This window comes from Coprococcus sp. AM100_B19A (assembly GCF_027662015.1).
GTDB lineage: Bacteria > Bacillota > Clostridia > Lachnospirales > Lachnospiraceae > Allocoprococcus > Allocoprococcus comes.
The window spans coordinates 51,770-75,023 of record NZ_JAQDKN010000005.1; the positions used below are offsets into that span (position 1 = coordinate 51,770).

Below are 23,254 nucleotides of genomic sequence, written 5' to 3' on the forward strand. Positions count from 1 at the left end.
GAAGTTTTTTATTGCAGATATTTTTTCAAGGCATCCAGATAAGTTGTCCCTAATCTGCTTAACATCCTTTTTTTATGTGTAATATACCCAATCCGCATATCACTTTCGTCAGCAAGAGGAACGGCAATGATATCTTTTCCATTCAACTTTTTGTCAATTACACCACTGCATACTGTGTAGCCATTTAGCCCGATCAGAAGATTAAATAAGGTGGCACGATCCCGTACACGGATATTTTTTTTGCGTTCAGATACAGAGAAGATTTCTTCTGAAAAATAAAAGGAATTGTGTTCACCCTGTTCAAAGGAAAGATATGGATAATCGTCCAGTTCTTCATTGGTGATTATTTTGTGATCGGCGAGAGGGTGACGTCTGCTGATAAATACATGTGGTTTTGCAACAAACAGCTGATGAAAAATAAGCCTGTTGGATTTTAAAATTTTTTCCAGAACCGTTTCATTAAAATTATTTAAGAAAAGAATTCCAATCTCGCTGCGCATTTTTGCTACATCTTCGATGATTTCGTATGTCTGGGTTTCGCGGAGACTGAAATCATATTCATCCTGTCCGTAGGTTTTGATCAGATCGACAAAGGCATTGACAGCGAAAGAATAGTGTTGCGTGGATACACAGAATTTCTTTTTCCCGCCGGAAGTTCCTTTGTATTTATCTTCGAGAATAGCGGCCTGTTCCAGCACCTGTCTGGCGTATCCTAAGAAATCTTCGCCTTCTTTTGAAAGGATGATCCCTTTATTAGTCCGGAGAAAAATGGTAATCTTCATTTCTTTTTCCAGTTCACGGATTGCGTTTGTCAGGCTTGGCTGGGAAATATAAAGACGATTTGCGGCTTCGGTAATTGTTCCTGTTTCAGCGACAGTTACGACGTATTTTAATTGTTGAAGAGTCATATTTTTCACTTTCTATAAAGAATATTGTTTTTGGGTTTGGGATATCAGAAAAGTATCTGGAAAATGTATCTTAGCGGAAAATACTTCTGGCCAGATATCTTGGTAATATTGTAGCATGGAAGCAGGGAGCGTGAAACATTTTTTTGATATTGCTATAGTTTTAAACTATGGCAAACTGCATTTTTTTTGTATTTTTCAGATGCAGAATACTCTGCTATACTTTCAAACATAAAAGACAGACAGTACGAAAGAGAAAAGGAGAGCTATATTATGAGTAAAAATACACCATTTCGTTATGATTATGTAGGAAGTTTTTTAAGACCGGAAACACTGAAAAGAGCAAGAAGAGATTTTGAAGAAGGAAAGATTTCAAAAGAAGAACTGACAAAGGTTGAGGATGATGCAATTCTTGATCTGGTAGAGAAGCAGAAAAAAGCAGGATATCATGTGATCACAGACGGCGAGTTCAGAAGAGCAACCTGGCATCTTGATTTCATGTGGGGATTTAACGGGGTAGGACATGAGCCGACTAAGACCGGACTTCCGTTCCACGGTGAAGCTGCAATGATCGATGATACTTATTTGACTGGAAAAATTTCCGTAGATCAGCATCCATTTGTAGAACATTTTAAATTTGTAAAGGCACTGGAAGATGAAAATACAGTAGCAAAGCAGACGATTCCGGCACCGGCACAGTTCCTGGAACAGTTTATTATGCCGATGTACATTCAAAATACGAATAAGTATTATACGGATGTGGAAGAACTGGCAGAAGATATCGCAAATGGATATAAGAAAGTTATTCGTGACCTGTATGATGCAGGCTGTAGAAACATTCAGTTGGATGACTGTTCATGGGGAATGTGTGTAGATCCACATGCTACAGCAATTTTCGGAACCGATGAAGCCGGACTTCAGAAAATCATGGAACAGCTTCTTGCTATCAATAACCGTGCAATTGAGGGAGCGCCGGAGGATCTGGTGATCAACACTCATGTATGCCGTGGAAATTTCCATTCTACTTATGCAAGCAGTGGTGCATATGACCGTGTGGCAGAAGCTTTATTCGCCCGTGAAAATGTAAGTGCATATTATCTGGAATTTGATGATGCACGTTCTGGTGGATTTGAGCCGTTGAAGAGTGTAAGTGGTGATAAAAAAGTGGTTCTCGGTCTGATCACAACCAAGTCACCAAAGCTGGAAGATAAAGAAGACGTAATTAAGAGAATCCATGAAGCAGCGAAATATGTCCCGCTCGACAGACTGTATTTGAGTCCACAGTGTGGATTTGCTTCCTGTGAAATCGGAAATAAACTGACAGAAGAAGAACAGTGGAAGAAGCTTGCACTGGTAAAAGAAATCGCGGAAGAAGTCTGGGGCGAAGAAAAATAAGCCAGATATAAAAATTTAATAAATAAGATACATACAGCTCCTTTCAAATCGTGCTACAATAGAAGCAGATTTGAAAGGAGCTGAAAATTTATGAATGAAGTAATCAAAAATATGGAAGAACGCAGAAGTGTCCGTGGATACAAACCGGATATGATCAGAAAAGAGGATCTGGATACGATCATTGAGGCCGGAACTTATGCGGCAACGGGAATGGGAATGCAGTCACCGATCATCGTGGCAGTGACGGATAAAGCAACAAGAGATCAGCTTTCAGCAATGAATGCAAAAATTATGGGAACCGATACAGATCCGTTTTATGGTGCACCGGTAGTTCTTATTGTACTTGCAGATAAGGCAAGACCGACATATCTTTATGATGGAAGTCTTGTGATGGGAAACCTGATGAATGCGGCGCATTCGCTTGGAATCGGAAGCTGCTGGATCCACCGGGCAAAAGAAGAATTTGAATCCGAGGAAGGAAAGGCTCTTCTGAAAAAATGGGGAATCGAAGGAGACTATGAAGGAATCGGTCATTGCGTACTTGGATATGCGGCAGCAGAACTTCCTGCAGCAAAACCAAGAAAAGAAAATTATGTCTATTATGTAGAAGCATAGGAGTGTGACATATGGATTACGAAGGACAGATTTGCCGGGCCCCGATGGAAAGAAGCTCTTTTATGCTTCCGGTTATGGTTGGATGCTCATATAATCAGTGTAAATTCTGTAATTTATTCCGGCATCTGAAGTATCGGGAACTTCCGATGGAACAGATTGAAGCGGAACTAAAGAGAGTGCGGGAACTGCATGGGAAGCCGAAGAAGATCTTTCTGGGGGATGGTAATGCATTTGGTCTGAAGACAGAAAAATTGTATGAGATTCTGGATCTGATCGCATATTACTTTCCGGAATGTGAAGGGATTAATATGGATGCGACTGTTACGAGTATTTTACATAAAAGCCAGGAAGAGCTGGAAATGCTTGCTAGAAAAAAGGTAAAGCATCTGTATCTTGGAATCGAGAGCGGACTGGATGATGTGCTGAAATTTATGAAAAAAGATCATGATCTGGCACAGGCATATCAGGCAATCGACAGGCTTCATGAAGCAGGACTGATCTATGATGCACATATTATGACCGGAGTCGCAGGAAAAGGAAGAGGAATGGAAAATGCAGAAGCACTGGCGCAGTTCCTGAACAGGACCAATCCGGCGCATGTAGTGAATTTTTCCATGTTTCTGCATAAAGAAGTTCCGTTGTATCAAGATATACGGCAAGGTACTTTTGCTCCGGCAGATGAGCTGGAAACAATTAGGGAAGAATATCATCTGATCGAGAGGATCGCACCAGAAAAAGCAGGAGCAAATATTTTATATGATGGTTTTCATGACTTTATCCATGTGAGAGTCAGAGGACATCTTCCGGGTGATAAAGAAAAAATGCTTGCCAAATTAAATGGTATCATTCAGGAATATGAAGGAAAAGAACCGGTTTATTCCTTTGTACAGGGGGAATGCCCGGATCTGGAATACTGTGATGATGGTAAGGCAGTATGGGATATGGACCGGAAGACTTCATAGAATCCGCTGTACTATGAATCAGCAGAAATTGAGCGCGTCAGCAGGCGCGCTCTTGAACTTTGGAACAGAAAATATGTCATAAAAAATCCACTGTATCTGATCTTTCAGCTACAGTGGATTTTAATTTGATCCATCCATTGGATTATCCTCCTTATTCACTTCTTATCTATCTGAAACTATTATCTCAAATAGTTTTTTCTATGTAAATTTCAATAATTATTATGCCATTGGTCTGCACCTCTTGCTCTCATTGATTTGATATTGTATAAATTATCTTGCCATTGGTCTGTACCTCTTGCTTTCATCAGATTTATTCTGGTTTTAAATTATGTTCCTTTTGGTCCATACCTCGTACTTTCATTAGATTTGTTCTGGTTTTAAATTATGTTCCTTTTGGTCCATACCTCTTACTTTCATTAGATTTGTTCTGGTTTTAAATTAAGTTTCCGGTGGTCTGTACCTCTTACTTTCATTAGATTTTGTTCTGGTTTTAAATTATGTTCCTTTTGGTCCGTACCTCTTACTTTCATTAGATTTGTCCGAGTTTTAAATTAAGTGTCCTTTGGTCCATACCTCTTACTTTCTTAGACTTTGGAGTTAAGATTAAGTTTCTGGTGGTCCGTCCTCCTTTTGTTTTGTTGATATTATAATATCTCATAAAATACAAAATGTCAATAAGAATTCTGAAAAAAATAAAATAATTTTAAATATATGAAATAAATCAGGAATACAGATAAAAAATAGAGAAATATATATGATAAACAAATAAATATACAGAAAAAGCAGAAGGCGCAGTCCGAATTTTGACTACAGGAAATGAAATGACGATGTGGATATGCGGAATCCGCAGATCATCGAGACGGTATGGGGAGTCGGATACCGGTTTAACCGGTTGTAAAAACGATTGGTGTTATATAATATCTTTACGGATAAAATCCCAATTGTAAGTTCATGGTTGGCATGATAAGATGATACCATGAATTTACAAAGGAGAAGACTATGAATCACTATACTGGATATGAATTACTGTGGCTCTTTTTTATTTATTCTTTTGGTGGCTGGGTATTGGAAACGATATCGGCAACTTTGAAGCAGAGAAAGTTTGCTAACCGAGGCCTGGTAAATGGACCGTTCTGTGTGCTCTATGGTCTGACCGCAATTGCGATGACAGTGGGATTACAGGAACTTCGGGGAATCTGGCTATTTATCTTTGCAACGGTCTATGCAACAGTTGCAGAATGGGTCAGTGGACATCTGATCGAAAAAGCATTCAAGGCAAGATGGTGGGATTATTCAAATATCAAATGGAACCTGGATGGATATATTTGTCTTCCGGCTTCACTATTTTGGGGTGTGCTCGGTTATCTGGCAGTGAGATGGTGCAATGGGATCACGTTGATTTTATTACATATTCTGCCGAAGTTTCTGATGCATATTGTGCTGCTGACACTGATCGGTGTACTTTTTGTGGATATCTTTGGTTCCTTTATGCTTCTTACCGGAAAGAGTAAGAATCCGGAGCGCTGGATCGCAACGGATGCCGGGATGGATAAGATCAGCACAAAAATTGCGGGAAAGATTGCCGGAAGTCTGGAAAAGCGTCTGAAAAAAGCATATCCAAAGGCAAGAAAAATTGAAGAGGAAATCCGGGAAGAGAACGAAGAAAAGGTATTTGCAAAAGGGTGCGGCTTTTATAAGATCGTGATGCTGTTTATGATCGGTGCTTTTCTGGGAGATATCACAGAAACGATTTTCTGTCGTGTGACGGCTGGAGTATGGATGAGCAGAAGCAGTGTGGTCTGGGGACCGTTCAGCATTGTCTGGGGGCTTGCAATTGCACTTGTCACAGCACTTTTGTACAAATATAAGGATAAAGAGGATCGTTTTCTTTTCCTTACAGGAACATTGCTTGGTGGTGCTTATGAGTATTTCTGCAGTGTGTTTACGGAACTTGTATTTGGAAAAGTGTTCTGGGATTACAGTAAGATCCCGTTTAACCTGGGAGGTCGAATCAATCTGCTTTACTGTTTTTTCTGGGGAATTGCTGCGGTTGTGTGGTTTAAAATATTATTTCCACCTGTGGAAAAATGGATTGAAAAAATACCGGCAGTTGCAGGAAAGATTCTGACCTGGGTTTTACTGGGATTTATGGTTTGCAACATTCTGGTATCCTGTGTGGCACTGGTAAGATATGATGAGAGAGGAAATGGTGTGCAGGCGACAAATGCCGTCCAGAAGTGGGCGGATGCACATTATGGTGACGCAAAGATGAAGAAAATCTATCCAAATGCGAAGGGGATAAATTAGAAAAAAAGCGGGAACATATTGACAAAATTCTATATGAAGAGTAAGATGTAGTTAGAAAACCGGTGTGAGAAATAGATTGCACCGGTTAAAAAATGAAAAATATATAGAAATATTTCTATATTTCTATGGGAAGGGAGAGAGAATGAAAATCATAAAAAACGGATGGGATTTCTTTCAGGACCAGATTCTTGGAATGCACTGGCTGAAAGATCTGATCGGAAAACTTCTTGTTAAAGCCGGATTGGGAGAGGGGAGGTTTCCAGGAGAATTTCTTCACTTTTTCCTGTATGATATCATAAAAATTTTTGTGCTGCTTGCGGTGCTGATTTTTGTGATATCCTATATTCAAAGCTATTTTCCGCCAGAGAAAAGCAAAAAGATTATGGGAAGATTTCATGGAATCTGGGCGAATCTGATCGGAGCACTTCTAGGAACAGTGACTCCGTTCTGCTCCTGCTCATCAATTCCGATCTTTATGGGATTCACCAGTGCGGGATTGCCGCTGGGAGTTACTTTCTCGTTTCTGATTTCATCTCCGATGGTGGATCTGGGATCTCTGATTCTTCTGATGAGTGTCTTTGGAGGGAAGATCGCATTTGCTTATGTGATTGTTGGACTTGTCATAGCTGTTATAGGGGGAACGATCATTGAGCGGCTGCATATGGAAGACCAGGTAGCAGATTTTATCCGGCAGGCGCCGAATGTGGAGGTAGCTTCGCCGTCGCTTACAATAGCAGACCGTATGGATTATGCAAAAAATCAGGTTGTGGCTACCGTCAAAAAGGTAGCTCCGTATATCGTTATCGGAGTCATCATCGGGGCAGCTATCCACAATCTGATCCCAGAGCATATCGTCCGAAGCATTCTTGGAAAACAGACCTGGTACGCCGTGCCACTGGCGACAGCAGTAGGCGTTCCCATGTATGCGGATATTTTTGGAACCATCCCAGTCGCAGAAAGCCTGCTCGCAAAAGGGGCAGGACTTGGAACGATTTTATCCTTTATGATGGCAGTGACAACCCTTTCACTTCCATCTATGGTAATGCTGTCAAAAGCGATCAAGAAAAAACTGCTCGGAACATTCATCGGGATTGTCTGTATCGGAATCATCATTGTGGGGTATGGGTTTAATGTGATAATATAGGGTAGCAAACTCATATGCCGTTCGTGCTTGCACGAAAAGGCATATGAATTTGCTACCCGCCGGACATGAGGAAGGAGCGATTTACGAAGGAAATCAGCGGATTCCGAATGGACGAAGGATTGCGGGAGCAGCAATGCTGCGGAGCAATCCGTAATATTATCAAAGTAGTGGGGCGAATTTAAATATCATTCGTGCTTGCACGAAAAGACATATGAATTTGCTACCCGCCGGACATGAGGAAGGAGCGATTTACGAAGGAAATGCAGATAGACTATGAAAAATATGCCCGTATATTCAAAGTGATGTCGGATCCGAAACGCCTGAAGATCATCGACATGTTATCCGAAGGAGAATTATGTGCCTGTAAGATCCTGGAGGAATTTCATATTACACAGCCGACCTTATCGCATGATATGAAGCTGATGTGTGATCTGGGAATCGTAAAGGCGCGCAAAGAAGGAAAATGGATGCAGTATTCTCTGGACATAGACGTAATGAATGAGGTTTATAAGACAGTGGGGCGTCTGATGATTCCGGGAGATTATGCCGGACTTTTAAATTGCAATTGTAGTACGGAAAAAGGAGAAAATGAATCATGAGTAAAATTAAATTATATTTTCTGACAGGGTTCTTAGGAGCTGGGAAAACGACAATCTTGAGAAATCTGCTTGAAAACATGGAAGGAACAAAGGTTGGGGTAATCCAGAATGAACTGGGAAAGATCAGTATTGACGGAACGGTGCTTCAGAATAATGATATCCAGATGATAGAATTGAACAGAGGCTCTATTTTTTGCAGTTGCCTTCGTTTATCCTTTGTGGATGCACTGACGCAGATGGCACAGAAAGGTCTGGAATATGTGTTTGTGGAAAGCTCTGGATTCGGGGACCCGTCTAATGCAGAAGAAATTCTTGCAGCCACAGAAGTAATGGCGCCTGGGGCATATGACTTCAGAGGATGCATCTGCCTGGTGGACTGTTATAATTTTCTGGATCAGATCGGGGATTCAGAGACAATTGACCGTCAACTTAAACACTGCAATCTTGCGGTTCTGACAAAGGTTGATCTGGTGGGTAGCGAGCAGATTGAACAGGTGAAAGACAAAGTGCGTGAAATTAATCCGGTATGCCCAATTACAGAGAGTGCGAATGGAAATATTGACCGTTCGTTTTATGATATGGATCTGATGCTGTACAAATGGGCAGAATGTGAGGATACTACGAATTCATCGAAAAATAAACCGAAAACATTTTCCATGGATTTTACAGGAGAGATCCAGAAGGAAAAGCTGGAAGCTTTCCTTGCAAAGATTGAACCGGATGTTTTCCGTGTAAAGGGATTCTTTAAAGTAGAAAAAGAAGGATGGGAAAAGGTTGACGTAGTTGGAAAAAAACGGGATTATGCACCTTACGAACCACAGCCGAAGTCTCAGCTTGTTTTTATTTCCAAAATCGGAATTGCACTGATCCGCGAAATCGCGGCAGCGTGGGAAGAATGTGTGGGACTTCCTATGAAACTGAATAATTAAATCTGGAGGTAGGATATGAATATAAAAGTAATCGGAAGTGGCTGTGAAAATTGTGATAAGACAAATGCGGTTGTGAAGGAGTGTCTTGAAGAACTCGGGATGGATACGGAAATCGAGAGAGTGACAGATCTGGTTGAGATCGTAAAGCTGGGAGTGATGACGGCTCCTTCTGTGATGATTGACGGGAAACTGGTTGTTGCAGGTCAGGTGCCATCGAAAAAACAGATGATGAAGATATTGAAAAAATGAGGTAAAAACAATGGCAAACAAATTTCATGATTTTGATGAACCGATCAATCGTATTGGCACAGATTCTTTCAAATGGGATTATGAAGGAGAAGTTTGATTACAACTACCTTGGAATCGAAGCACTTATGGCTTGCTACAACGAGTGCGATTACTATGTAGACCAGCAGAATGAATATTTCTGGAAGAACATCGGTGTAGTAAGAGACTTCCTTGCAGAAAATATGCCAGAAGTTAAGATGATCGAACCAGAAGGAACTTATCTGTTGTGGATTGATTTCAGTGCATGGAATATGGAACAGGATGATCTGATGAATGCATTTGCAGAGGCTGGTGTGCGCCTGAACAGTGGAACAAACTACGGCGAATGCGGAAAAGGATTTGTTCGTCTGAACGTAGCAACACAGACAGCTGTATTAAAGAAAGGTCTGGACTGCATTAAAGTGGCGCGTGACAGACATATGGCATAACAGAAAGAAGGAGCAAAAGATAAAGCACCGGTTGCGATCGAACCATACTCACAGGGATGGTATACCGAAGATACAGTTTATGTATCCGGACAGCTTGGAATTGATATGACAACAGGACAGCTTGTTGAAGGGGTGGATTAGTGGAAGTAGAGTGTATTGCTTCAAGAAAATAGAGGTATTTAGTATGCCGGAATTTGAATATGGGGAACTTTATATTCACACGGACGAAGAAAATGAATGTAACCAGATTCTGGAAAAGTTATTGGAAAACGGACTGCTTGCTTTGAAATCCGTGTTGGAAAAAGAAAATGTAGAGACAGAAGGAATGCTTCTGAATGAAAAATATTTTCCATGTCGGTTCTCTGTCGCTTACGGAGCAGCCGGCAAGCGACACCACGCATTATGCGATTCGTCGAGCGAAAGAAAAAGGAAGTATTATTTCATATGATCCGAATTACAGAGCCTCCTTATGGAAGGATGAGGAAACTGCAAAGGAACAGATGCGAAATCTGATCCCTTACGTGGATATCATGAAAATTTCGGATGAAGAAACAAAATTATTAACCGATAAAGAAAGTCCGGAAGAAGCAGCAGAAATCAGAGGTTGTTTTTATCATCAGAAAATATCCTTTTTTCATTCACCTCATGGGAAAGAGCGTTCGGCGATGACCTCACAAATCCATCCTCTAAAACCCTGCCCGCATACTTTTCATGGTCATTCACTACCACTCCGATAATTCTTGAATTATTTCTCGCAAGCAAAATGCCAGCCATATTCGGTATATATCCTGACCTTTCAAGTTCCTGCTGGACGCGTTTTACCGTTTCATCTGAAATCTTTTCTGTTTTGCCGTGAATCACTTTTGAGACAGTAGCAGTACTAAGACCTGACGTATCTGCAACATCTACGATTCTAATCCTGTTCTGTGTCATTTCCATTCCTTCTTCTACGATATTATGATTATATGGTACCTTATAAAGGTGGAATTTACAAAGGTTAAGCGCATAACCCATTACAAAAATTGAGCTCGATTTTTGTGATATTTTACTATTATATTCTATATTTTCAGTAATCTGTGGGTTAATCAAAATTAAGTGACTCCAAAAATCAGTCCGAATAACGAAAAATGAAGTGAAAGGAATGATTGATATGGCAAGAAAAGATAATAAAGGCAGAAATTTAAAAACAGGTGAATACAAGCGCCCGGATGGACGTTATGAGTATGGCTACAAGGATGAAATTACCGGAAAGCATAATTCAGTTTATGCAGCTAATCTGGCGAGTCTGCGAGAAAAGGAAAAGAAGATCAATAAGGATATGGATGATCTGCTTATTACAGATGCATCAGTCATTTTGTCTGGTATTGTAAAGCAGTGTCAGATTTGTCGTAAATGTCGTAAATTTGTGGTCACAAAATGATGAGAAATGGAGAGTGCTAAGAAAATGAACGCAGGCAGCGAAGCAACTGTGTTCATGAGTAAGTAGCGAAAGCGGATTGCGAATGTCCTATTTATATAACGTACACAAATGTAAATGGATATCTGATCCCGAATCTCACCTATAAATCCGGTGAGCAGATGGAGCAACTTGGCAAGTATGGTTTTCTTCGCAGAGATTATTCTCAGGAAATTGATTTATGTTTAAATGAAGGTGATGAGGTCGTGGATTACGATCTCATTATTATATGTGAACATGAAATAGCAGTAGGCAGAATGAAAGAGTTGGGGTAAAATAAGAACATAGATTTTGGAGATTTAAAGAAATCGTTTTGAGGTGTCAATCTGGAACTTCAAAATGGAAAAGTTGCGACAGTGTCGCAACAATTATCGAAAAGGAGGTTGCTTTGATGGAAAAAAAACATTCTGAAAAAGAAAAAACAAGTTTGGATTCACCGAGTCCAAAATTAAATAAAAGTATGATTGCTTACCATGAAACAGGAGATTTATTTGCTGATACATGTGAAATCGTGGAGAGTGCACAAAGTATTGCGTATGCGGCTGTCGATACAATTCTGGTTCAAAGAAACTGGTTGTTGGGAAAGCGAATTGCTATAGAGTGTCTGAATGAAAATGGAAAAGCGGACTATGGCAAAAAAACTATGAAAAAGCTATCATCAGAATTAAAAGAAAAATATGGCAAAGGCTTTGACTTTAGCAGTCTTTATAAATATGTGAAATTTCATCAGGAATTTCCTCAAATTTTGGACTCACTGCGTCCAAAGTCTGGGCGTCCCTTGTCATGGACGCATTATAGAATTTTGCTTCAGGAAACATCACCAGAGGCACGAGCATGGTATGCAAAAGAGGCACAGGAGCAAGCATGGTCAGTTCGGACTTTGCAACGGAATATTTCTTCACAGTATTATTACCGAATGCTTATGTCTCAAAATGCAGAACCTGTAGAAAAAGAAATGAAAGAACTGACTGCTTCTTATCAGGCTGATAAGCTGGAATTTATCAAAAATCCAGTAATAGCAGAATTTCTTGGACTATCTTCTAATACAGATTTTACGGAAAGTGAATTGGAGCAGAGAATTATCACGCATATTCAAAAATTTCTCATGGAATTGGGGAAAGGGTATGCGTTTGTAGCGAGACAACAGCATATTCGAACTGAAAAAGAAGATTATTATATTGATCTTGTTTTTTACAATTACATTTTGAAGTGTTTTGTATTGATTGATTTAAAAACGTCGAAAATCACACATCAGGATGTGGGACAGATGGATATGTATATTCGTATGTATGATGAAATGAAACGAAATGAAGGGGATAATCCGACATTAGGGATTATTTTATGTTCCGATACAGATGAAGATATTGCGAAATATTCTATATTGCATGGGCACGAACAATTATTTGCATCTAAATATAAAACCTACCTTCCATCAGAAGAACAACTTCGAGAAGAGATTGAAATTCAGAAGAGATTTTATTATTTACAAAAAGAAGAAGACAAAGAAAATAAAGATTATTAAAATATGAGTAGAGAAAGACGTGAGTCATAGAAATGTGGCTTGCGTCTTTTTCTGTCTGGAAAGGAAGTGAGATAGAATGGAACAGGTCTTTCGTGTAGAACGAAACAAGAATTTTACGGTAATGAGCAACCATCATTTCAAGAACAAAGATTTGTCATTAAAGGCAAAGGGACTGCTATCTCTGATGTTAAGTCTGCCAGAGGACTGGAATTACAGATGCAGGGGCTGGCATCTTTGAGCCGAGATGGAATTGATTCTGTAAGGTCAGCAATTAAAGAATTGGAATATTACGGGTATGTGGAGCGAAATATGATCAGAAATGAATATGGGCTTTTTACGGATAAGGAGTATATTATCTGGGAGATTCCAATCGGGCAGGAAAATGATGTTATCAAATATGAATTATAAAATAACCAGTAAATAAAATATCCATCTTATCAATTTATGTAAGTATTAATAGGATTTGCTTACATGAATTTGATCGAGCATTGGGGAAGCGGCATTCCAAGAATTATAGACAAAGTAAAAGCTTCCGGACTGCAGGAGCCGGAGTTTATTGGTGGCGAAGTGGATTTGCGTATCAATATTTATCGAGGTCAGGTTGATACCAATAACGCCAATAGCACTAAAAATGGCGCTAATGGCGTTAAATGTGGCGCAGATGATGGCACTAATGGCACTGAAGTGCCGCTTAATAAGGAACAGACGCAGATAGAAAAATCGTTGCAGATTATAGAGAATTTTCACCATTTTGCATTGCTCGTAGCGTTCACAAAATCTTCACAAAATAATTAGCACTCACCTCTTGACAGTGCTAATAATAAGTGTTATATTACAGCTAGAACAAAGGAAGGGGAACAAAAAGAGATGATAAAGATTCCACCGACCGGTGTTTGAGATGACAACAACACTTCAGAGTAAATCCGAATGTGCTAAATAAATTAATAAATGTCTTTTGAAAGGAGATATGACTTATGTTAATGCCTAGTATTTTTGGAGAGAACTTATTGGATGATTTCTTTGGAGAACCATTTGGAGGATATGATTACAGTGAATCCGGACTTATGACAACGGATGTAAAAGATACCGATAAAGGCTATGAAGTAACGATGAACATGCCTGGAGTTAAAAAAGAAGATGTAAAAGCAGAACTGAAAGATGGTTATCTGACAGTCAGTGCTGAGACGAACACGAAGAAAGATGAAAAAGCTGAAGATGGCAAGTACATCCGCCGTGAACGTTACAGTGGATCCTGCAGCAGAAGCTTTTATGTAGGCGACGGTGTCAAACAGGAAGACATCAAAGCCAAATTTGAAGACGGTACATTGAAACTGTTCGTACCGAAAGAAGCAGCAAAACCTGCTGTAGAACAGAAGAAATACATTTCCATTGAGGGATAATCAGAATACGGATTGTAAGCGTCCGGTTACAAGGCTGCCAGATGAGGCAGCCGCTTAAAAAGAAAGTTAGCTAAATTCAGATAGATTTATAAGGAGGAACGACTTATGTTAATGCCTAGTATTTTTAATGATAACTTATTTGATGATTTCTTTGATTTTCCATTTTATGATGATAAAGCAGATCGTAAGATCCAGAGAAAACTGTATGGACATCATGCAGGCAATCTGATGAAGACAGATATCAAAGAGAAAAAAGATGGTTATGAACTGGAGATCGATCTTCCGGGATTTAAGAAAGATGAAGTTACAGCAGAACTGAATGACGGATATCTGACAGTCAGCGCTGCCAAAGGACTGGATCAGGATGAGCAGGAGAAAGAAACTGGTAAGTACATCCGTCGTGAACGTTACGCAGGAGCCTGCCAGAGAAATTATTATGTAGGTGAAGATATCACGGAAGAAGATATCAAGGCTGAGTTTAAGCATGGTATCCTGAAACTCTTTGTCCCGAAGAAAGAAGTAAAACCGGCAGTAGAAGAGAAGAAATATATCAGTATCGAAGGATAATGACAACACGTTAAAAACTTTCAAATACACCATATGATGAGGGCAGCATACAGGAGCAAAATCCTGTATGCTGCCCTTTTTGCCATCTATATAAATGGAAATTTGAGAAAGTCTGGATAGTATAATGAAGTTAGGATTTGATCTGTATTTTGAGATGTGGAAAAAGGGAGAAATATCTATCAGAAAAGCTGTATAGTAGTGGTGAATCGAAAAATAAAATCTGAGAGAGTTTTCGGATGTGGGAATCGGAGAATTACAGATAATGAAAAATCAACCATGGGAAAGGGAATGTTTAGTGTTATGGCATGGACATTCCCTTTTCTGGACATAAGGATAATAAGAGGAACATCTTGTTGGCATCGGCAAGCTGTATTATAGAAAAAGCCCTGCTTTATGCAAGGCTTTTGAAGTATGAGAAAGATTTTCATTTACCAGATTCCAAGCACATGCTGCATGGAAAGACTGGCGATCGTGATACCGATCCAACAGCAGAAACCAAGAGCGAGTGGCTTGCCGCCGGTTTTGATCAGCTTGATGATATTTGTATTCAGACCGACTGCACTCATGGCGAGGACGATGAAGAACTTGCTGAGTGTCTTCAGCGGAGTAAATACATCTGCGGATACGCCGGCTGAAGTTGCGATCGTTGTGATCACGGAAGCGAGAACAAAGTAGAGGATGAACATCGGGAAAATCTTTTTAAATTCCACTTTCTTTCCTTCGGCTTTGGAGCTGCGTGTCCGGATAAATGCGAGAACCAGTGTGATCGGGATGATTGCGAGCGTTCTGGTAAGTTTGACCGTAACTGCCTTATCCAGTGTGGCAGAACCGAGAGCGTAGAGCGAATCCCAGGTGGAAGCCGCTGCAGTTACGGAAGAGGTATCGTTGATCGCAGTTCCGGCAAAGATACCAAAGGCTTCCCCGCTTTTGGTTGAGAATCCAAGCAGTGCACCAAGTGACGGGAAGAACAGTGCGGCGAGCATGTTGAAAAAGAATATAACAGAGATTGCCTGTGCAACTTCTTCATCATCCGCATCAATGACCGGTGCTGTTGCGGCAATTGCAGAGCCTCCGCAGATAGAAGATCCGACACCGACCAGTGTGGAAATATTTCCCGGTACATGCATAACTTTATGTAACAGATATGCAATGATCAGGGACGTTGAAATCGTTGTTATGATAATTGGCAGTGACTGTTTTCCGGTTTCCAGAATCACGGAGAGATTCAGTCCGAAACCGAGAAGGATTACAGCGTACTGAAGAACCTTCTTTGACACAAAAGTAATACCGTCCTGAAACATGGATTTGTCTTTTAATAATAAAGTAATGATCATTCCGGCAAGGATACCGAATACCGGTCCGCCGATGATTGGAAATGTCTGTCCGAGGAACCAGCATGGAACGGCGATGACCAGACAAAGTAAGATGCCTTTCCAGCTTTTTGTTATAAAATTCATAGAAATACCCCTTTCAAGTGAAATAAATAAGTTACTCTCATAACGATCTGTCCTATCATAGCATAAAAACAGCAGAATAAAAAGATGAAGGAAGGAAAATTCCCAAAGTAATTTGAGAATAAGGTGGAAATAACGAAAGATTCCCGATATAATAACAATATATGATTTTGGGGATAAGGAGGTAAAGTGTGATAAAACGGGGAATCCGGACATTGCACAAAAGAAAGTGATGCATACACTGAAAAAATTTGTAAAATATTATGCGCCGTACAGGACAGTATTCTTTCTGGATCTGATCTGTGCGGCGATCATCAGTCTGGTGGATCTTGCATTTCCACAGATTTTAAGAACACTGACAAAGACTTTATTTACAGAGGATCCGTCACAGATCCTTGGAGCACTTCTGCCGATCGGACTGGCTTTGCTTGTGATGTATATCATACAGACATTTTGTAAATATTATGTCAGTTATCAGGGCCATATGATGGGGGCACATATGGAACGGGATATGCGCCAGAAGTTATTTGATCATTATGAGAGACTTTCTTTTTCTTATTATGACCAGAATAATTCCGGACAGATGATGAGCAAGCTGGTGTCGGATCTGTTTGATATTTCCGAGTTTGCACACCATGGACCGGAGAATTTATTTATATCCGTAATTAAAATCGTTGGTTCGTTTACATTTTTGTTTCTTATTAACTGGAGACTGGCGATTCCGCTGCTTGTGATGGTTGTATTTATGCTGATCTTTTCTTATAAGCAGAACCGTCAGATGCAGGAGACTTTTATGGACAACCGGAGAAAGATCGGGGATGTCAATTCCAGTCTGCAGGATACGCTTGCGGGAATCCGTGTGGTGCAGTCTTTTGCAAATGAAAAGATTGAACGGGAGAAATTCGAGAAAAGCAATGAAGGATTTCTGGTATCCAAGGATGCAAACTATCATTGTATGGGAAGCTTTATGAGCGGCAATCTTTTCTTCCAGGGAATGATGTATCTGATCACATTAGTGTTCGGCGGATGGCTGATCGCACATGGGAAAATGGAAGCTGCCGATCTTGCCATGTATGCGCTTTACATCGGAATTTTTATCAGCCCGATCCAGATTCTTGTGGAGCTTACCGAGATGATGCAGAAAGGTCTTTCCGGTTTCCGGCGCTTTCTGGATGTTGTGGAGACGGAGCCGGAGATTGTAAATGCACCGGATGCGGAGCCACTTGAAAATGTAAAGGGTGAAGTGGAATATAAAAATGTTTCTTTCCATTATAGCGATGATGATACGCCGGTACTGGATCGGGTATCTTTTAAGATCCCGGCTGGCAGATCCATTGCCCTTGTGGGACCGTCGGGAAGTGGAAAGACGACAATCTGTTCCCTGCTTCCAAGATTTTATGATGTGACCGGAGGTGTGATCACGATCGACGGGCAGGATGTAAGAAAGCTGACACTGGAAAGTCTGAGAAGCCAGATCGGACTGGTACAGCAGGATGTCTATCTGTTCTGTGGATCGATCAGGGAAAATATTGCTTATGGAAAACCGGGGGCATCGATGGAAGAAATTATCGATGCGGCGAAGAAGGCAAATATCCATGAATTTATCATGTCCCTGCCGGATGGATATGACAGCTTTGTAGGAGAACGAGGAACCCGTCTGTCGGGTGGACAGAAGCAGAGGATTTCGATTGCAAGAGTATTTCTTAAGAATCCGCCGATATTGATTTTGGACGAGGCGACCAGTGCGCTTGACAATGAGAGTGAGCGCTGGATCCAGCAGAGCCTGGAAGAGCTTGCGAAGAACCGGACCACGATCACGATCGCACACCGGCTTTCTACGATCCGCAATGCGGATGAGATTCTTGTGGTTGCAAATAATGGAATCGCTGAACGGGGAAATCATGATGAATTGCTTGAGCAGGGTGGAATTTATGCGCATTATTATGAGATGTCATGATGTTGGTGTCAAAAGGTATTTTGACACCTTTGATACCAGATTGCTACGTGCTTTGCACTCTCGCAATCCTCAAAAACATGAGTAAGTGAGGAAATCAAAATAAGTAAACAAAAAAGCTTCTTTTCAGAAAAACAGGAGGGCCGTTTCTGAAAAAGAAGCTTTTTATATCGTAAAATTGTAAGCAGTGTGTGCTGGTCTATATTTGCAAAACATTACACAGCTTAATCACACATATGGCAGGCTGCGCATGCAGACGGTGTCGTTGCGCATCCGCCGAGAGCTGTCTCCCGAAGCTCTGCCGGAAGACGCTTTCCTACAGTGTACACCGCTTCCAGCATTTCATCGAATGGAATCAGCTGGCGTACTCCGGAAAGGGCGATCTCTGCAGCGATCGTTGCATTTGCCACACCGGCAGCATTACGGTTCTGGCAAGGATATTCGACCAGCCCGCCGACCGGATCGCAGACCAGACCGAGCATATTCATAAGAACAGTGGATGCTGCAGCAAGGGATTGTTCCGGGGATCCGCCCATCAGTTCAACGGTTGCAGATGCCGCCATTGCAGATGCGATTCCGACTTCTGCCTGACATCCACCGACTGCTCCGGCGACAGTTGCATTGCGCATAGCAAGATAACCGATTGCGCTGGCATTATAAAGTCCCTGCTTGATCTGTTCATCGGAAAGATCATAGGTTTCCTGGAGGGCAAGCAGAAGTCCCGGAACGATACCGGCAGATCCGGCAGTCGGGGAAGCTACGATCACACCCATGGAAGCATTGGTTTCCAGAGTTGCCATCGCGTAAATGACAGCTCTTTCCAGAAGATCTCCGCAAAGACCTTTTCCGGTATCTTTGTGATCTGAGATCTTTTTTGCTTCGCCACCGATCAGTCCACCCATGGATTTGACCGGGGTATGGATCGGAGTAGAAGCGGCTGATTTCATGATCTCAAGAACACGATCCATTTTGCGGTCTGTCTCTTCCGGATCCTGTTCTCCCTCTGTGAGCTCTCTCTGAAGCATCACAGCAGAAATTGAAAGGTCTTGTTCCTGACAGACTTTTAATAATTCTTTTGCATTTCTAAAATCCATAATCTGTATTCTCCTTCCAATTACATCTGAACAACCATAACGTTGTATACATTTTTGTTTCTTCTGATTGTATCTGCGATATCTTCCGGTACCAGATCATCGGATTCTACGATGGTATAAGCGGTATTTCCTTTGGATTCGCGGAACAGACGCATGAATGCGATATTGATTCCAAGTTCGCTGAGGCATTTGGTAATGTAAGCAACAACGCCCGGTGCATCTTTCTGGACAACGACGATCGAGCTGTATTCTCCGGTAAAATCAACCTCCACACCATTGATCCGGCACAGACGGGCTTTTCCGCCGCCTAACGATTCTCCGCGGATCGTCATCTCCTGACCTTTTTCATTTACCATCAGGATATCAACGGTATTCGGGTGTACGTCGGTCTCTAAGTTGTTCGGAATGAAAGCGTATTCGATTCCATTGTCTGTTGCGATCTGGAAGGAATCGCGGATCCGCACGTCATCGGTGGCAAAACCCATAATACCGCCGAGAAGAGCACGGTCCGTACCATGACCATGATAGGTTTTGGCAAAAGATCCATAAAGGGTAAATTCTACTTTTTTAAGAGAACCGGTGAGAAGCTTTCTTGCAAGCAGAGCGATTCTGGCAGCTCCTGCAGTATGGGAGCTGGATGGTCCGATCATATTCGGTCCCATGACATCAAAAACACTGATAAAGGACATAGTAAACCTCCTGTAAAAAATAGTTTCACGTACGTAAAAAGGATTGACGTCTTATTAGTTATATTGTACCATCAACTTATGAGTGAAACAAATTCATAGATTTTATGAAGATGTTGAAAATTTTTCATAATGGAGTCAGAAGATGGAATTACGTCAATTACAGACTTTTATACAGATCGCGCAGATGCAGAGCTTTTCCAGAACGGCAGAGATGCTGGGGTATTCGCAGTCGGCAGTGACGGTTCAGATCCGCCAGCTGGAAAACGAACTTGGGAAAAGGCTGTTCGACAGGACAGGAAAGAAAGTGGTGCTTACCCCGCAGGGGGAAGAATTTCTGGAGCATGCCAACCGGATTCTTTATGATGTTCATCAGGCGAAAGCATCCATGAATGATACGGATGAATTGAAAAATCCACTTCACATCGGGACGATCGAGTCTCTGTGTACGGTGAAATTTCCAAAGATCATAAGGAAATTCAGGGAACAGTATCCCAGGGTTTCTATCCGGATCACGGTAGATTCTCCGGAAAAGCTGATCCAGATGATGGAACATAATGAACTGGATCTGATCTATATTCTGGATACACCAAGATGGGACAGCAACTGGATCAAGGTGATGGAGAAGGCAGAACCGGTTATGTTTGTGACATCGGTCAGTCATCGATTGGCAAAAGAAAGAAATTTGTTGCTTGATGATCTGCTGAAAGAGCCTTTTTATCTTACAGAGCGCAATGCCAATTACAGGCAGGCACTTGATGGTCAGCTGGCGTTAAGAAGAAAAGAGCTTTCTCCGATGCTGGAGATCAGTGATACTGCATTTATCAAAAAAATGCTGATGTATGGGGGAGGCGTTTCATTCCTGCCACGTTTTGCAGTGGAAGATGATATTGAGAAAAAGAAACTCACACTTTTGGATGTGAAAGATATAGAAATTACGATGTATCGTCAGATTTTCTATCATAAAAACAAGTTTAAAACAAAAGAGATGGAGAAATTTACAGAGTTTGCTCTGGAGGACAACTAAGAGAAAATACAGCTATGGATAAGAAAAAATATACTGGGAGAATCCGGAACAAGACAATACTGGTATTTATTGTTATGTTTATCGGGATAAACTGTGCGGTGCATTTGCAGATAATGAACCGTATAAATGAAGAAAAACTAAAAGCGACGTATACAGCGGAGGCTACAGTCCGGAGAATAGAGGCGCAGATTAATAAATATCTGTCAAAATCCGATCTGCTGAAACAGATCATTGAGTCCGAAAGTACGATATCCGATGAACATTTTACGGAGCTTTCCGGGTTTATGATGGCCGATGATGATGTGATCGATGTGATCGAACTGGCAAAAGGCGGCACCGTATCGTCTGTGTATCCGCTGAGTGGGAATGAAGAAGCAATGGGACTGGACATGCTTACTGACCCGGATCGGAAGACAAGTGCAACAATCGCAAAAAACAGTGGAGAATATACGATCGCAGGTCCGTTTCAGCTGGTGCAGGGCGGAGATGGCGCATTATTATTCGATCCGGTCTATGTGAAAGGAGAAAACGGGCAGGAAGAATTCTGGGGATTTACGATTCTGGTTATTGACTGGGAGAAATTTATAGATGAGGTTGAGCTGGAAAAGCTGGAGGAAGCATCTTATCATTATCAGGTATGGAAAAAGAATCCTGTCACAGGTAAAAAGCTCACGATTGCGCAATGCGAGGAACCGGTGATGGATAATGCCCTGGAAGTCGTATGTGAGGTTCCGAATGATACCTGGTATTTTGAAATATGCCCGAAAGAAGGATGGTATTCCAAATCACAGCTTTGGCTGAACAGTCTGTTAAGTGCACTCCTTGCGGTCCTGATCGCGATGCTGTACTGGCAACGTAGAATGCGGAGTTATAAAGAGGCGCGTTACGCAGAAAAAATCAAAAAGTCGGCAGAGGAAGCGAAGGCGGCGAACACTGCGAAGACAGGATTCCTTTCCCGGATGAGCCACGATATAAGGACACCGTTAAATGGAATTATCGGTTTACTTAAGATTGACGCGAAGCATCCGGACGATAGAGAACAGGTAGATAAAAACCGGGAGAAAATGCTGGTAGCAGCCAATCATCTTCTGGCACTGATTAATGATGTGCTGCAGATGAGCAAACTGGAAAGTGGAGAGATGGTTCTGGCACATGAGGTGGTAAATTTAAATGAGTTATCGCGGGATATTCTGACGATCATGGAGCAACGTGCAGCAGAAGCAGGTGTTAACATAGAGTATGACAGAACATCGGATAAGGTAGAGTTCCCGTATGTGTATGCGAGTGCATTACATGTCCGTCAGCTTTTCCTGAATGTGTATGGGAACTGTGTGAAATATAATCAGGTTGGTGGAAAAGTAAAGATCCGTCTGGAAAATTTAGGGTTGAAGGATGGAATTGTCACCTATCGATGGATCATTTCAGATACGGGAAGAGGGATGAGCCAGGAATTCTTGAAGCATATCTTTGAACCGTTTGCGCAGGAACATACGGACGCAAGAAGTGTTTATAACGGGACCGGACTTGGAATGGCAATTGTCAATACACTTGTCCACAAAATGAATGGTACAATCGAAGTGAGCAGTACAGAGGGAAAGGGCAGTACATTTATCATCACGCTTCCTTTTGAGGTGGCGCAGGAAAAGAAAAAGGTGGAGAGCCTTCCGGAAGAGGAGACACTGAGTATCTCTGGACTCAGTCTTCTGCTTGCGGAAGACAATGAGCTGAATGCGGAGATTGCAGAGGTATTGCTGAAGGATGAAGGCGCTCACATTACTCTGGTGAAGGATGGACAGCAGGCGGTCGATGCATTTGTCGGAAGTGAACCGGGAACTTTTGATGCGATCCTGATGGATATCATGATGCCAAACATGGATGGAATCACTGCAACGAAAAGGATTCGCACGATGAACCGGCAGGATGCAAAAGATATTCCGATCATTGCAATGACGGCGAATGCATTTGAAGAGGATGCCAGAAGATGTATGGAAGCAGGAATGAATGCACATCTGCCGAAGCCATTTCAGATGAACAAAGTAATTGAGACAATTGCGGAATTTTGCAAAAATAAATAAAAAAAATCAGTTGACAAATGGAAAATATCAGCATATAATGTAACCAATTAAAGCGATAAACCGATGAACAAGAGGAGTAAGTAAAGATATTTATTTCCAGAGAGCTGCCGGTGGTGGGAAGGCAGTAGTAAGAGTTTTTACCGAATGGACTTGTGAGGGCAGCTTGAAACTGCAGAGCAGGAGTAGACGCTGACGGGATGCTCGCCCGTTACCAAGGAGATGTGTATGTCAGTACGCAGTTGAGAGGTCGGCGCAGACCGGCAATAAGGGTGGTACCGCAGAAGTAGAATTTCAAGAGCTTTTGTCCCTGTATAAGTGAAAACTTATACGAGGACGAAGGCTCTTTTTGCGTGCTACAAAGAGGACGTGCACGTCCGAAAAAGAATCATTTTTGTGCTCGCACAAAGAATGATTCTTTACAGGACGTATAAGCAGTATTCACACGAC

General features: G+C 41.5%; 23 protein-coding genes, 5 pseudogenes and 1 other annotated feature. Of the genes and pseudogenes, 23 read left to right on the forward strand and 5 right to left on the reverse strand.

Annotated elements, in window-relative coordinates:
* Positions 1-8: 8 nt before the first annotated feature.
* Positions 9-908, reverse strand: coding sequence for a LysR family transcriptional regulator (locus PGQ33_RS06390; protein WP_270205481.1), 900 nt, complete (start codon positions 906-908; stop codon positions 9-11).
* A gap of 270 nt (positions 909-1,178) precedes the next feature.
* Between PGQ33_RS06390 and PGQ33_RS06395 the strand changes: the two genes are divergently transcribed.
* The 12 genes and pseudogenes from PGQ33_RS06395 to PGQ33_RS16960 all read left to right on the forward strand — a co-directional run.
* The gene (locus PGQ33_RS06395; protein ID WP_270205482.1) at positions 1,179-2,300 is read left to right on the forward strand and encodes a 5-methyltetrahydropteroyltriglutamate--homocysteine S-methyltransferase; all 1,122 of its coding nucleotides are present in this window, start codon (positions 1,179-1,181) and stop codon (positions 2,298-2,300) included.
* 90 nt (positions 2,301-2,390) lie between these two features.
* Positions 2,391-2,915, forward strand: a complete 525-nt coding sequence (locus PGQ33_RS06400; protein ID WP_022220868.1) for a nitroreductase — start codon at positions 2,391-2,393, stop codon at positions 2,913-2,915.
* 11 nt (positions 2,916-2,926) lie between these two features.
* Positions 2,927-3,877, forward strand: a complete 951-nt coding sequence (locus tag PGQ33_RS06405) for a radical SAM protein (protein ID WP_211133681.1) — start codon at positions 2,927-2,929, stop codon at positions 3,875-3,877.
* A 999-nt stretch (positions 3,878-4,876) separates the two neighbouring features.
* Entirely contained in the window at positions 4,877-6,184 is a 1,308-nt protein-coding gene (locus PGQ33_RS06410; protein WP_270205483.1) for a putative ABC transporter permease, read from the forward strand.
* 142 nt (positions 6,185-6,326) lie between these two features.
* Positions 6,327-7,328 (forward strand): permease, encoded by a 1,002-nt coding sequence (locus PGQ33_RS06415; protein WP_270205484.1) that lies wholly within the window; start codon positions 6,327-6,329, stop codon positions 7,326-7,328.
* 260 nt (positions 7,329-7,588) lie between these two features.
* Positions 7,589-7,927: an ArsR/SmtB family transcription factor gene (locus PGQ33_RS06420; protein WP_270205485.1), complete on the forward strand. Its 339-nt coding sequence runs from the start codon at positions 7,589-7,591 to the stop codon at positions 7,925-7,927.
* Positions 7,924-8,856 (forward strand): CobW family GTP-binding protein, encoded by a 933-nt coding sequence (locus PGQ33_RS06425; RefSeq protein ID WP_117556840.1) that lies wholly within the window; start codon positions 7,924-7,926, stop codon positions 8,854-8,856. Before PGQ33_RS06420 ends, PGQ33_RS06425 begins: the two co-directional genes overlap by 4 nt.
* Positions 8,857-8,871: 15 nt before the next feature.
* Positions 8,872-9,105 carry a thioredoxin family protein gene (locus PGQ33_RS06430; RefSeq protein WP_008374309.1) on the forward strand — a complete coding sequence of 78 codons (234 nt, stop codon included), beginning with the start codon at positions 8,872-8,874 and terminating at the stop codon, positions 9,103-9,105.
* A 26-nt stretch (positions 9,106-9,131) separates the two neighbouring features.
* Positions 9,132-9,572, forward strand: coding sequence for a hypothetical protein (locus PGQ33_RS06435; protein WP_270205486.1), 441 nt, complete (start codon positions 9,132-9,134; stop codon positions 9,570-9,572).
* 33 nt (positions 9,573-9,605) lie between these two features.
* Positions 9,606-9,713: pseudogene (locus tag PGQ33_RS06440) on the forward strand (Rid family hydrolase); the annotation flags it as partial.
* A 43-nt stretch (positions 9,714-9,756) separates the two neighbouring features.
* Entirely contained in the window at positions 9,757-10,020 is a 264-nt protein-coding gene (locus PGQ33_RS06445) for a hypothetical protein (RefSeq protein WP_243014353.1), read from the forward strand.
* Positions 9,935-10,108: pseudogene (locus PGQ33_RS16960) on the forward strand (carbohydrate kinase); the annotation flags it as partial. The gene PGQ33_RS06445 and the pseudogene PGQ33_RS16960, both read left to right, overlap by 86 nt.
* 60 nt (positions 10,109-10,168) lie before the next feature.
* Here PGQ33_RS16960 and PGQ33_RS06455 read toward each other — a convergent pair.
* Positions 10,169-10,505: pseudogene (locus tag PGQ33_RS06455) on the reverse strand (LacI family DNA-binding transcriptional regulator); the annotation flags it as partial.
* A 217-nt stretch (positions 10,506-10,722) separates the two neighbouring features.
* Here PGQ33_RS06455 and PGQ33_RS06460 point away from each other — a divergent pair.
* From PGQ33_RS06460 to PGQ33_RS06495, 8 genes and pseudogenes are all read left to right on the forward strand, one after another.
* On the forward strand, positions 10,723-10,992 hold the full coding sequence (locus tag PGQ33_RS06460) for an integrase DNA-binding domain-containing protein (protein ID WP_243263392.1): 270 nt from the start codon (positions 10,723-10,725) through the stop codon (positions 10,990-10,992).
* An 89-nt stretch (positions 10,993-11,081) separates the two neighbouring features.
* A pseudogene (locus PGQ33_RS16965) lies at positions 11,082-11,192 on the forward strand (TnpV protein); the annotation flags it as partial.
* A gap of 227 nt (positions 11,193-11,419) precedes the next feature.
* Complete coding sequence (locus PGQ33_RS06470) at positions 11,420-12,550, forward strand: PDDEXK nuclease domain-containing protein (RefSeq protein ID WP_195250583.1); 1,131 nt, start codon at positions 11,420-11,422, stop codon at positions 12,548-12,550.
* A gap of 76 nt (positions 12,551-12,626) precedes the next feature.
* On the forward strand, positions 12,627-12,788 hold the full coding sequence (locus PGQ33_RS06475) for a hypothetical protein (protein ID WP_243014337.1): 162 nt from the start codon (positions 12,627-12,629) through the stop codon (positions 12,786-12,788).
* A complete protein-coding gene (locus PGQ33_RS06480; protein WP_243014339.1) occupies positions 12,785-12,958 on the forward strand; it encodes a hypothetical protein in 174 nt (57 codons plus the stop codon). Before PGQ33_RS06475 ends, PGQ33_RS06480 begins: the two co-directional genes overlap by 4 nt.
* A 54-nt stretch (positions 12,959-13,012) precedes the next feature.
* Positions 13,013-13,288: pseudogene (locus PGQ33_RS17145) on the forward strand (ATP-binding protein); the annotation flags it as partial.
* 236 nt (positions 13,289-13,524) lie between these two features.
* Entirely contained in the window at positions 13,525-13,950 is a 426-nt protein-coding gene (locus PGQ33_RS06490) for an Hsp20/alpha crystallin family protein (RefSeq protein ID WP_008374340.1), read from the forward strand.
* Between the two features lie 105 nt (positions 13,951-14,055).
* Complete coding sequence (locus PGQ33_RS06495; protein ID WP_270205487.1) at positions 14,056-14,517, forward strand: Hsp20/alpha crystallin family protein; 462 nt, start codon at positions 14,056-14,058, stop codon at positions 14,515-14,517.
* A 428-nt stretch (positions 14,518-14,945) separates the two neighbouring features.
* Here PGQ33_RS06495 and PGQ33_RS06500 read toward each other — a convergent pair whose 3' ends face one another.
* Positions 14,946-15,974 carry a YeiH family protein gene (locus tag PGQ33_RS06500; protein ID WP_270205488.1) on the reverse strand — a complete coding sequence of 343 codons (1,029 nt, stop codon included), beginning with the start codon at positions 15,972-15,974 and terminating at the stop codon, positions 14,946-14,948.
* Positions 15,975-16,203: 229 nt separating this feature from the next.
* On the opposite strand from PGQ33_RS06500, the gene PGQ33_RS06505 reads away from it, so the two are divergent.
* Positions 16,204-17,928, forward strand: a complete 1,725-nt coding sequence (locus PGQ33_RS06505; RefSeq protein ID WP_118217469.1) for an ABC transporter ATP-binding protein — start codon at positions 16,204-16,206, stop codon at positions 17,926-17,928.
* Between the two features lie 221 nt (positions 17,929-18,149).
* Here the strand turns inward: PGQ33_RS06505 and sdaAA are convergent, their stop codons facing one another.
* Together sdaAA and sdaAB are read right to left on the reverse strand one after the other, a co-directional pair.
* A complete protein-coding gene (gene sdaAA / locus PGQ33_RS06510) occupies positions 18,150-19,019 on the reverse strand; it encodes an L-serine ammonia-lyase, iron-sulfur-dependent, subunit alpha (RefSeq protein WP_117824148.1) in 870 nt (289 codons plus the stop codon).
* Between the two features lie 20 nt (positions 19,020-19,039).
* Complete coding sequence (gene sdaAB / locus PGQ33_RS06515; RefSeq protein ID WP_195502376.1) at positions 19,040-19,708, reverse strand: L-serine ammonia-lyase, iron-sulfur-dependent subunit beta; 669 nt, start codon at positions 19,706-19,708, stop codon at positions 19,040-19,042.
* A 142-nt stretch (positions 19,709-19,850) separates the two neighbouring features.
* Between sdaAB and PGQ33_RS06520 the strand changes: the two genes are divergently transcribed.
* Entirely contained in the window at positions 19,851-20,732 is an 882-nt protein-coding gene (locus PGQ33_RS06520; RefSeq protein ID WP_195502377.1) for a LysR family transcriptional regulator, read from the forward strand.
* Positions 20,733-20,746: 14 nt separating this feature from the next.
* Positions 20,747-22,807 carry an ATP-binding protein gene (locus PGQ33_RS06525; RefSeq protein WP_195250579.1) on the forward strand — a complete coding sequence of 687 codons (2,061 nt, stop codon included), beginning with the start codon at positions 20,747-20,749 and terminating at the stop codon, positions 22,805-22,807.
* 54 nt (positions 22,808-22,861) lie between these two features.
* Positions 22,862-23,119 (forward strand) — a binding site (T-box leader).
* The last annotated feature ends 135 nt before the right edge of the window (positions 23,120-23,254 follow it).

Bases quoted from the DNA above. Each gene is read 5' to 3' on its own strand.
- PGQ33_RS06490 (WP_008374340.1), top strand. From the start codon at position 13,525: ATGTTAATGCCTAGTATTTTTGGAGAGAACTTATTGGATGATTTCTTT.
- PGQ33_RS06505 (WP_118217469.1), top strand. From the start codon at position 16,204: ATGCATACACTGAAAAAATTTGTAAAATATTATGCGCCGTACAGGACA.
- PGQ33_RS06415 (WP_270205484.1), top strand. From the start codon at position 6,327: ATGAAAATCATAAAAAACGGATGGGATTTCTTTCAGGACCAGATTCTT.
- PGQ33_RS06405 (WP_211133681.1), top strand. From the start codon at position 2,927: ATGGATTACGAAGGACAGATTTGCCGGGCCCCGATGGAAAGAAGCTCT.
- PGQ33_RS06410 (WP_270205483.1), top strand. From the start codon at position 4,877: ATGAATCACTATACTGGATATGAATTACTGTGGCTCTTTTTTATTTAT.
- PGQ33_RS06395 (WP_270205482.1), top strand. From the start codon at position 1,179: ATGAGTAAAAATACACCATTTCGTTATGATTATGTAGGAAGTTTTTTA.
- PGQ33_RS06460 (WP_243263392.1), top strand. From the start codon at position 10,723: ATGGCAAGAAAAGATAATAAAGGCAGAAATTTAAAAACAGGTGAATAC.
- PGQ33_RS06495 (WP_270205487.1), top strand. From the start codon at position 14,056: ATGTTAATGCCTAGTATTTTTAATGATAACTTATTTGATGATTTCTTT.
- sdaAA (WP_117824148.1), bottom strand. From the start codon at position 19,019: ATGGATTTTAGAAATGCAAAAGAATTATTAAAAGTCTGTCAGGAACAA.
- PGQ33_RS06430 (WP_008374309.1), top strand. From the start codon at position 8,872: ATGAATATAAAAGTAATCGGAAGTGGCTGTGAAAATTGTGATAAGACA.
- PGQ33_RS06520 (WP_195502377.1), top strand. From the start codon at position 19,851: ATGGAATTACGTCAATTACAGACTTTTATACAGATCGCGCAGATGCAG.
- PGQ33_RS06525 (WP_195250579.1), top strand. From the start codon at position 20,747: ATGGATAAGAAAAAATATACTGGGAGAATCCGGAACAAGACAATACTG.
- PGQ33_RS06425 (WP_117556840.1), top strand. From the start codon at position 7,924: ATGAGTAAAATTAAATTATATTTTCTGACAGGGTTCTTAGGAGCTGGG.
- PGQ33_RS06500 (WP_270205488.1), bottom strand. From the start codon at position 15,974: ATGAATTTTATAACAAAAAGCTGGAAAGGCATCTTACTTTGTCTGGTC.
- PGQ33_RS06435 (WP_270205486.1), top strand. From the start codon at position 9,132: ATGATTTTGATGAACCGATCAATCGTATTGGCACAGATTCTTTCAAAT.
- PGQ33_RS06420 (WP_270205485.1), top strand. From the start codon at position 7,589: ATGCAGATAGACTATGAAAAATATGCCCGTATATTCAAAGTGATGTCG.
- PGQ33_RS06475 (WP_243014337.1), top strand. From the start codon at position 12,627: ATGGAACAGGTCTTTCGTGTAGAACGAAACAAGAATTTTACGGTAATG.
- sdaAB (WP_195502376.1), bottom strand. From the start codon at position 19,708: ATGTCCTTTATCAGTGTTTTTGATGTCATGGGACCGAATATGATCGGA.
- PGQ33_RS06470 (WP_195250583.1), top strand. From the start codon at position 11,420: ATGGAAAAAAAACATTCTGAAAAAGAAAAAACAAGTTTGGATTCACCG.
- PGQ33_RS06400 (WP_022220868.1), top strand. From the start codon at position 2,391: ATGAATGAAGTAATCAAAAATATGGAAGAACGCAGAAGTGTCCGTGGA.
- PGQ33_RS06445 (WP_243014353.1), top strand. From the start codon at position 9,757: ATGCCGGAATTTGAATATGGGGAACTTTATATTCACACGGACGAAGAA.
- PGQ33_RS06390 (WP_270205481.1), bottom strand. From the start codon at position 908: ATGACTCTTCAACAATTAAAATACGTCGTAACTGTCGCTGAAACAGGA.